Annotated in this window: 1 protein-coding gene; it reads left to right on the forward strand. The window is 61.0% G+C overall.

Translation table 11 applies throughout. The features are described from left to right. Positions 1-262 precede the first annotated feature (262 nt). Positions 263-1,213, forward strand: coding sequence for an IS110 family RNA-guided transposase (locus tag AC1RM6_RS30435; protein WP_493108440.1), 951 nt, complete (start codon positions 263-265; stop codon positions 1,211-1,213). Positions 1,214-1,219: the final 6 nt, after the last annotated feature.

The following is a 1,219-nucleotide window of genomic DNA, read 5'->3' on the forward strand; positions in this document are numbered from 1 at the left end:
CCGAGAGGAAGAGTGGATGCTGAAACAAGTTCAGCATTGTCTGTTGAGGGTTGTGTAGATCGGGCGTGTCCCGCGTAAGTGGGATGCCCGGGTCGGGTGGCCACCCGACCCGGGCGCGGACAGTCCGACCGTTTCAGCATCGGGCTCGCGCCCGCCGTCATCTTGGTCGGCTGTCCGTTTCCCTTGACGCTTGCTGAGTTGCCAGGGCCCCTCGATCACCGACGCCCGCAGACAATCACAAGCTACCGGAGGATAGCCTGCGATGGATAATCTGACCACCGTTCCCACCAGCTTTATCGGCTGCGATGTCGGTAAAGCGCAGATCGTCGTTTTCGACAGCGCCACTCAACGTACCACGAAGATAGCCAACAAGCCCGAAGCGCTCGCCGCCTTCGCTGCGGACATCGATGTAACGGGTCTCGTAATCTGCGAAGCGACAGGCGGCTATGAGCGCCCGTTGCTCGATGCCTTGGCCGCAGCCGGGCGCGCTGCGCACCGTGCCGATGCACGTAAGGTCAAGGCCTTCATCCGCTCGTTTGGTACCCTCGGAAAAAGCGATGCAATCGACGCCAACGGCCTGTCTCTATATGGCAAGGAACGACATGATCGCCTCACTCGCTGGACGCCGCGCGAGCACACTCGCGACCAGCTCCAGCTCCTCGTGGCGACCAGACGGCAGCTCGTCAAACAGCGTGTAGCCTGCAGCAACAGGCTTCAGGCACCTGGTGCTGCTCCGGTCGAAAGCCGGCTGCGCCGTATCCTCGACGCTATCGAGCAAGAGATCGCCGGTATCGAGGCCGACATCGAAAAATTGATCAAGGCCCACGAACCGTTAGCGAGAACCGCCAAAATCCTGCGCTCGATTTCCGGCATCGGTCCGGCAACCGCCATGCAGATCCTCGCCATGATGCCTGAACTCGGCACGATCGGGCGCCGACAAGCCGCAGCCCTGGCCGGCCTCGCTCCCCATCCACGCCAAAGCGGAAATCTCGATGCTTATCGACGAACCCGCGGGGGGCGGCCCGAAATCAAGCGCACACTCTTCATGGCCAGCCTCGCTGCTGCTCGCCACAATCCAAAATTGCGCCCATTCTACCAGCGCCTCATCGCTGACGGCAAAAAAACCCTCGTCGCTCTAACCGCCGTCATGCGAAAACTCATCGTCATCGCCAACGCCATGATCCGCGACGATCTCCGAAAACAACTGAGTTGATGACGG

The organism is Rhizorhabdus sp. GW822-FHT03C02 (genome assembly GCF_058801765.1).

Bases quoted from the DNA above. Each gene is read 5' to 3' on its own strand.
- AC1RM6_RS30435 (WP_493108440.1), top strand. From the start codon at position 263: ATGGATAATCTGACCACCGTTCCCACCAGCTTTATCGGCTGCGATGTC.